At 66.2% G+C, this 6504-nt stretch carries 6 protein-coding genes and 1 pseudogene; 4 read left to right on the top strand and 3 right to left on the bottom strand.

Features of this window, described 5'->3' with window-relative positions; all coding sequences use genetic code 11:
• The first annotated feature begins 55 nt into the window (after nucleotides 1-55).
• The 4 genes and pseudogenes from HOP53_RS16570 to HOP53_RS16585 all read left to right on the top strand — a co-directional run.
• Nucleotides 56-1225, top strand: coding sequence for an ABC transporter ATP-binding protein (locus HOP53_RS16570; protein ID WP_234271046.1), 1170 nt, complete (start codon nucleotides 56-58; stop codon nucleotides 1223-1225).
• Nucleotides 1218-2105, top strand: a complete 888-nt coding sequence (locus HOP53_RS16575) for an ABC transporter permease (protein ID WP_086510912.1) — start codon at nucleotides 1218-1220, stop codon at nucleotides 2103-2105. The genes HOP53_RS16570 and HOP53_RS16575 overlap by 8 nt, the downstream gene beginning before the upstream one ends.
• Nucleotides 2102-2908 (top strand): ABC transporter permease, encoded by an 807-nt coding sequence (locus tag HOP53_RS16580; RefSeq protein ID WP_234271047.1) that lies wholly within the window; start codon nucleotides 2102-2104, stop codon nucleotides 2906-2908. Before HOP53_RS16575 ends, HOP53_RS16580 begins: the two co-directional genes overlap by 4 nt.
• Nucleotides 2909-2983: 75 nt before the next feature.
• A pseudogene (locus tag HOP53_RS16585) lies at nucleotides 2984-3697 on the top strand (mannitol dehydrogenase family protein); the annotation flags it as partial.
• 11 nt (nucleotides 3698-3708) lie between these two features.
• Here the strand turns inward: HOP53_RS16585 and HOP53_RS16590 are convergent.
• The 3 genes from HOP53_RS16590 to HOP53_RS16600 form a co-directional block, all read right to left on the bottom strand.
• Entirely contained in the window at nucleotides 3709-4704 is a 996-nt protein-coding gene (locus HOP53_RS16590; RefSeq protein ID WP_234271048.1) for a sugar kinase, read from the bottom strand.
• A 79-nt stretch (nucleotides 4705-4783) separates the two neighbouring features.
• Nucleotides 4784-5809 carry a LacI family DNA-binding transcriptional regulator gene (locus HOP53_RS16595; RefSeq protein WP_234271049.1) on the bottom strand — a complete coding sequence of 342 codons (1026 nt, stop codon included), beginning with the start codon at nucleotides 5807-5809 and terminating at the stop codon, nucleotides 4784-4786.
• A gap of 180 nt (nucleotides 5810-5989) precedes the next feature.
• Nucleotides 5990-6504: TRAP transporter large permease subunit (locus HOP53_RS16600; protein ID WP_234271050.1), on the bottom strand; the 515-nt coding region annotated here is incomplete at its 5' end.

Consider the following 6504-nt stretch of genomic DNA (forward strand, 5'->3'; position numbering starts at 1 on the left):
CCCTGACGCTACGGTGTCAAAAGAATCAGCAATACAGAACATAGGCAGTCATTGAATGGACGGTAGCGTCAGACTGGACGAGGTGGTGATGCGCTTCGGCGATTTCACCGCCATCGAGAAGACCTCGCTTGCGATAGGTTCAGGCGAATTTTTCAGCTTTCTCGGCCCCTCGGGCTGTGGCAAGACCACTCTGCTCAATATCGTCAGCGGGTTTCTCGTACCCAGCGAAGGGCAGGTCTACATCGGTGACGAACCCATGGCCGGGGTGCCGGTGAATCGCCGGCCCACGGCGATGATCTTTCAGAACCTGGCGCTCTTCCCGCTGATGACCGTATTCGAGAACATCGAGTTCGGCCTCGAGGTGCGCGGGGTCGACAAGCGCAAGCGGCGTGAGGTGTCCGAGCGCCTGCTGGCGCTGGTGGCGCTGGAGGGCAGCGGCCCGAAGATGGTGACCGAGCTTTCGGGCGGGCAGAAGCAGCGCGTGGCCATCGCCCGGGCGCTGGCGGTGGAGCCACGGGTGCTGCTGCTCGACGAGCCGCTTTCGGCGCTCGACCTCAAACTGCGCCAGCACATGCGCACCGAGCTCAAGTCGATCCAGCGCAAGACCGGCATCACCTTCATCTACATCACCCACGACCAGGGCGAGGCGCTGAACATGTCCGACCGGGTGGCGGTGATGTCCGCCGGACGCATTCAGCAGGTCGCCGACCCCATGACGCTCTACCGCCAGCCCGCCACCGGCTTCGTGGCTGCCTTCGTCGGCGAGAACAACCGCCTCCAGGCGCGGGTGATCGATTGCGAAGGCGAGCGGGTGCGCCTCGATGGCGGTGCCCTGGGCGAGCTGGCGGGACGAGCGAGCGGTAGCGAGCGCCTGAGTAACGGCGAGGCGGCGGTGCTGTTCGTGCGCCCCGAGCATCTGCGTCCGGTGGAGCCCCAGGCCTCGGGGCCGAAGCTCGAGGGCGAGATCGAGGCGGTGCACTTCGAGGGCGCCTGGGTGATGCTCGAGACGCGCCTGGTCGCCTCGGGCGAGAAGCTGCGCGTGCAGCTCGGTCATGAGCTGTCGCGCAGCCAGGCCGATACCCTCTCGGTGGGCCAGCGGCTCGTCTTCGGCTTCGACCCGGCCGATGCCGTGGTGCTGCCCGACGACGGCAGTCCGGTGGTGGACGAGGAGACCGGCGAGGTGGTGGAAGGGCGCCCGGCGGCTGCGGGGGGTGCCCATGTTTAGGCAACTGCGGGCCCGCTTCGGTGGGCCGCTGGCGATGGCCATCGTCACTCTGCTGGGCATCTGGCTGATCGTGATGGTGACCCTGCCGCAGCTGCAGATGATCGAGTACTCGCTGCGGCCCAACCTGCTGCCGGCGCAGATCGGTGGGCCCGACGACCGGCTCACCCTGGCCAACTACGCCACCCTGTTCAACAACGACATCCACCGCACCATTTTCTTCAAGACCATCTGGTCGAGCGTGCTGGTCACGCTGCTGACGCTGGCGGTGAGCTATCCGCTGGCCTGGTACCTGGCCAAGGTGGCGACCCCGCGGCAGGCGGCGCTGTGCATCCTGCTGCTGATCATTCCGTTCTGGATCAACGAGATCCTGCGCACCTACTCGTGGTTCATCATCCTGGCGTTTCGCGGCCCGCTCAACGAGGTGCTGATGATGCTGGGACTGATCGATCGGCCCATCCGCTTCCTCAGCGGCAACGGCGGGGTGATGGTGGGCATGGTCTACGCCTATATCCTGTTCATGGTGTTCCCGGTCTACAACGCCATCGAGAGCCTCGACGACAACCAGGTGCGTGCCGCCCGCGACCTCGGTGCCGGCACCGTGCGCACTCACCGCCGCATCGTCATTCCCCACGCCAAGCCGGGCATCGCCACCGGTTGCATCATGACCTTCATGCTGGCGGCGGGCAGCTACGCGGTGCCGGCGCTGCTCGGCTCGCCGGGCAGCCGCTGGTTCACCCAGATCATCTACAACTGGTTCTTCGAGGGCGGCAACTGGAACCAGGGCGCGGCCTACGCCTTCCTGCTACTGGTGCTGTGTATCGGCTTCATGTCGTTGATCATGAAGGTCTTCAAGGTGGGTCTGGGGGATATCGGCAAATGAGTTCGCAACGCTTCCTCGCCTTCGGCCTGCGCTTCTACGTGGTGATCTTCTTCATCTACCTGTTCCTGCCGCTGATCATCATGGCGGCGGCCACTTTCAACGATAGCCGCTTCCCCACGGTGACGCCGTGGGACGGCACCACGCTGCGCTGGTTCGGCGAGCTGGCCGCCGACCGCGGCATGTGGCAGGCGCTGCGCAATAGCCTGATCGTGGCCGCCGGGGTGCTGGTCGTGGCGGTGCCCATCGGTATCGCCACGGCGCTGTTCCTCAATACCGTGACCAGCCGTGCCAAGCCGTTCCTGTACGCCCTGATCCTCTCGCCGCTACTCACGCCCGGTGTGATCATCGGGATCTCCACGCTGATCTTCTGGCGTCAGTTCGGCGTCAGCGGCGGCATCTTCCTCACCGTGCTGGGTCAGGCCACCTTCATCGCCGCCTACGTGATGCTGATGGTCACCGCCCGCCTGCAGCGCTTCGACCGCACCATGGAGCGCGCGGCGCTGGACCTCGGCGCCAGCCAGTGGCAGATGTTCCGGCGCATCCTGCTGCCATACCTCAAGCCGGCGCTCTACTCGGCGGCGGTGATCGCCTTCCTGCAATCCTTCGAGAACTACAACACCACGCTGTTCGTGGTGGGCTACGACACCACGCTGACGGTCTACATCGCCTCCAAGGTGCGCACCGGTTTGACACCGGCGGTCAACGCCCTGGGGCTGATCCTGATTCTGGTGACGATACTGTTTGCTGCCATCTACGAGCTCAAGCGGCGGCGCGAGGCCGCGCGCGCAGTGCAAGGGGTGTAACGGGTTGACTAACAGGGGCGGCCGCTAGGCCGCCTCTGCATTCTTGTAACGCAGCTCGCCGCCTGTCGCGACGCCGAGCTCGCCGCCTGTCGCGACGCCGAGCTTGCCGCCTGGATCGAGCGCGATGTGGCGTTTCCGTGCAGCATGGTCGACCGCATCGTGCCGGCCATGACCGCGGCCGACTTCGCCCGCCTGGCCGAGCTGGGCGTCGAGGACCTCAACGCCGTGGTGGGCGAGGCCTTCTCGCAGTGGGTGGTTGAGGACGATTTCCCCCTCGGCCGACCCGACTGGGAAGCCGAAGGGGTGGAGATGGTCGCCGATGTGGCACCGTTCGAGACCATGAAGCTGCGCATGCTCAACGGCAGCCACTCGCTGCTGGCGCGCTTCGGCAACGACAGCTTGCGTCACCGCCTGCAGCAGATCGCCATGGACGGCTCACAGAAGCTGCCCCAGCGCTGGCTGCACGGTGCACGGGTGAGGCTCGAAGCGGGGGGCGAGGTGCCGTGTACGGCGCTGGGCGTGGCGGCGTGGATCCGCTATACCGCAGGGAGCGACCTGCACGGCAACGCCTACGCTGTCGACGACCCCATGGCGGGCACCTTCAGGCTGCTGCACGAAGCCCATGGCGAGGATGTCGAGGAGCTAGTGCCGGCCTTTCTCGAACTCGACGCCGTGGTGCCCCCGGCGCTGGCCGAGCACGCCGGTTTTACGGCAGAAGTGGTGTCGGCCTATCGCGTTCTGATTCAAGGGGGAATGGGCGAAGCCATCAAGGCCGTTGGTTCCCCCTGATGGCCATGCGCTCAATCCGCTAGCCGGGCCTCGAGCGCGGTCAGCTGCGCACGGCTCGGTAGGCCTTCCATGTCGCCTATCACCTGCACTGCCAATGAGCCGATCAGGTTGCCGCGGCGTACCGCTTCCCGCGGGGTGCGACCGTCGAGCAGGGCACTGACCACTCCCACGGCGAAGCCGTCGCCGGCGCCGACCGTGTCCACCACCTCGTCCACCGCAAAGCCGGGCACGCTGAAGGTCTCGAGCTTCCCACCCAGGCTGCCGCGGTAGAAGCTGCCTTCCGGGCCGAGCTTGATGATCACCGCCGAGGCGCCGCGTTCGAGATAGAAATCGGCGATGGCCTCGGGCGTGTTCTGAGCGGTCAACAGACGCCCCTCGGCGAGGCCCGGCAGCACCCAGTCGGAGAGGGCGGCAAGGGCGTTGAGGGTGTCGCGCATCTCGGCCTCGCTCTTCCACAGGCTGGGGCGCAGGTTGGGGTCGAACGAGATGCTGGCGCCGACCTGGCGGGCCTGGGCCAGCATGTGCCGGGAGAGATCGCGGGCGCTGGGCGACAGCGCCGGGGGGATGCCGGTGGCATGCAGGTGGCGCAGGGCAGTGAAGTCCACCTCGGCGGCGTCCTTCGGCGAGAGATGGCTGGCGGCGCTGCCGCGGCGAAAGTACTCCACCCGCGGGTCGGCGCCGCCCAGGGCGCGCTCCTTGAACAGCAGGCCGGTGGGGTGGTCGGGGTCTACGCCGAGATGACGGCAGTCCAACCCCTCGGCTTCGAGGGTATGGCGAATGAAGGTGCCGAAGCTGTCGACCCCCACACGGCTCAGCCAGCCGACACGAAAGCCCATGCGGGCGAGGCCGATGGCCACGTTGGTGTCGGCGCCGGCAATACGTCGCTGAAAGTGCGCCACCTCGGCCAGGTGGCCAGGCGCATCGGCAACGAACAGGGTCATCGCCTCGCCGAAGGTGAGGATCTCCGGGCTCGGCGCCTTTCTTGCATCAGGGTTTGAGTGGCTCATGGGCATCTCGCTTGTTGTTGGGAACGTTACTATTTCGGGTAGGCGATGATTGTCAGTCTGAAACACTTGGTTTGGGAGTTCAGCCGGTGAGGCGCGTGGAGCCCCGCGCTATCAGTCTGGGCTCGAAGCGGTGCTGTCTGGGCTCGACGGCGGTCTGGCTGACGGAATTGGCCAGCAGGCTGGCGACGGCCTGCCGGCCAATCGCTTCGGTGGGCTGCGCCAGGGTGGTGATGCCTGGCGCGATCAGCGCACACCAGTCGAGCTCGTCGATGCCCATCAGCCCCGTTTCTCCGAGCCGCACACCGAGACGCTGCAGGGCACGGGTGGCGGCCAGGGTGACCGCACCGTTGGCGCATAGCAGGGCGCGGGGCGTATTACCGGAACGCTCGAGGCCTGAACGCGTGAGAAAGGCCTTGATGGCTCGCTGCAGCTCTTTGTCGCTGCCGCTCATGGTGTACGCCTCGCCGGACAGCCGGCGGGTCGCCAGGCCCGCTTGAAAGTGTGCCAGGCGTTCTCGGCGCGGGCTGGCGCGCTCGGGCGGCTCGCTGAGATAGAGCAGCTCGGCGTAACCCTGCTCGGCGAGGTGGTCGAGGGCCAGATCCAAGGCCCTCGTGTTGTCGAGCCCCACCAGATCGGCCTGTACCGCGCTCAGTTCGCGGTCGAGCAGCACCAGCGGCAGGCCCTGACCGGTCAAAGCTTGCAGCTCCGCATCGGGGCTGCCTGATGCATTGATGACCAGTCCTTCCACCTGATAGGAGGACATCAGCGCCAGGTGCGTGCGCTCCAGCTCGGGGTCGTTGTCGGTATTGCAGACGAGCAGTGCCAGGCCCTGCTCGCGGCAGGCGCGCTCCACGCCGTGCATTACCGCCACCGAGAAGGGGTTGCGAATGTCCGCCACCAGCATGCCGATCAGGCGCGAGCGGCCCGCCTTTAGACCCCGGGCCATCTGGTTGGGGCGATAATCGAGGCGCAGGGCGGCCGCGGCGATGCGCTTGCACAGTGCCGGCGAGAGCTTGTCGCGCTCGCCGGCAAAGTAGCGCGACACGCTGGTCTTGGAAGCGCCGGCTTCACGGGCGACCTCGATGATGGTGGCGCGACGGGGCATGAGTCGTCTCGATGAATGGGAACGTTCCCATCATAGGTCGAGACGGTACTGGCGACAACCGCACGGCTACGGGAGGCGTCGAGGCCCGAGTGGCCAGCTTCTTCACACGCTGCCCACTATATCCAAAGAAAAGCGCCCGCATCCTGGGATGCGGGCGCCAAGGTCAGGCAGGGTGGCGGTTCAATAGCCGAGCAACGCCGAGGGCAGACCGGTGATCAGCACCGGGAAGAAAGCCATCAGCACACAGGCCAGTACGATCAGCGCCACGAACGGCACCACCGCCTTGTACAGGTCGACGATCTCGACCCCCTTGGGTGCCACCCCCTTCATGTAGAAGAGCGCGTACCCGAACGGTGGGGTGAGGAACGAGGTCTGCAGCACCACCGCCACCATCACCACGAACCACAGCACGTCCACGCCCATCTGATTGACGATCGGTAGCATGATCGGGAAGCTCAGCAGCACGATGCCGGTCCAGTCGAGGAACATCCCCAGCAGGAACACCAGGAACAGCATCAGGATCAGCGCCCCGGTGGTGCCGCCGGGCATCGCCATGACCAGATCACTGATCACCGTCATGCCGCCGCCGCGGGAGAACACCCCGGTGAAGGCGGTGGCGCCGACCAGCACCAGCATCACCATGGTGGTGGTCTTGCTGGCATCGATCAGGGTACGAAAGCAGGTGGTGAGCTTGC

It is taken from the genome of Billgrantia ethanolica (assembly GCF_021404305.1).
In the GTDB taxonomy this organism is placed as follows: Bacteria; Pseudomonadota; Gammaproteobacteria; order Pseudomonadales; family Halomonadaceae; genus Halomonas; species Halomonas ethanolica.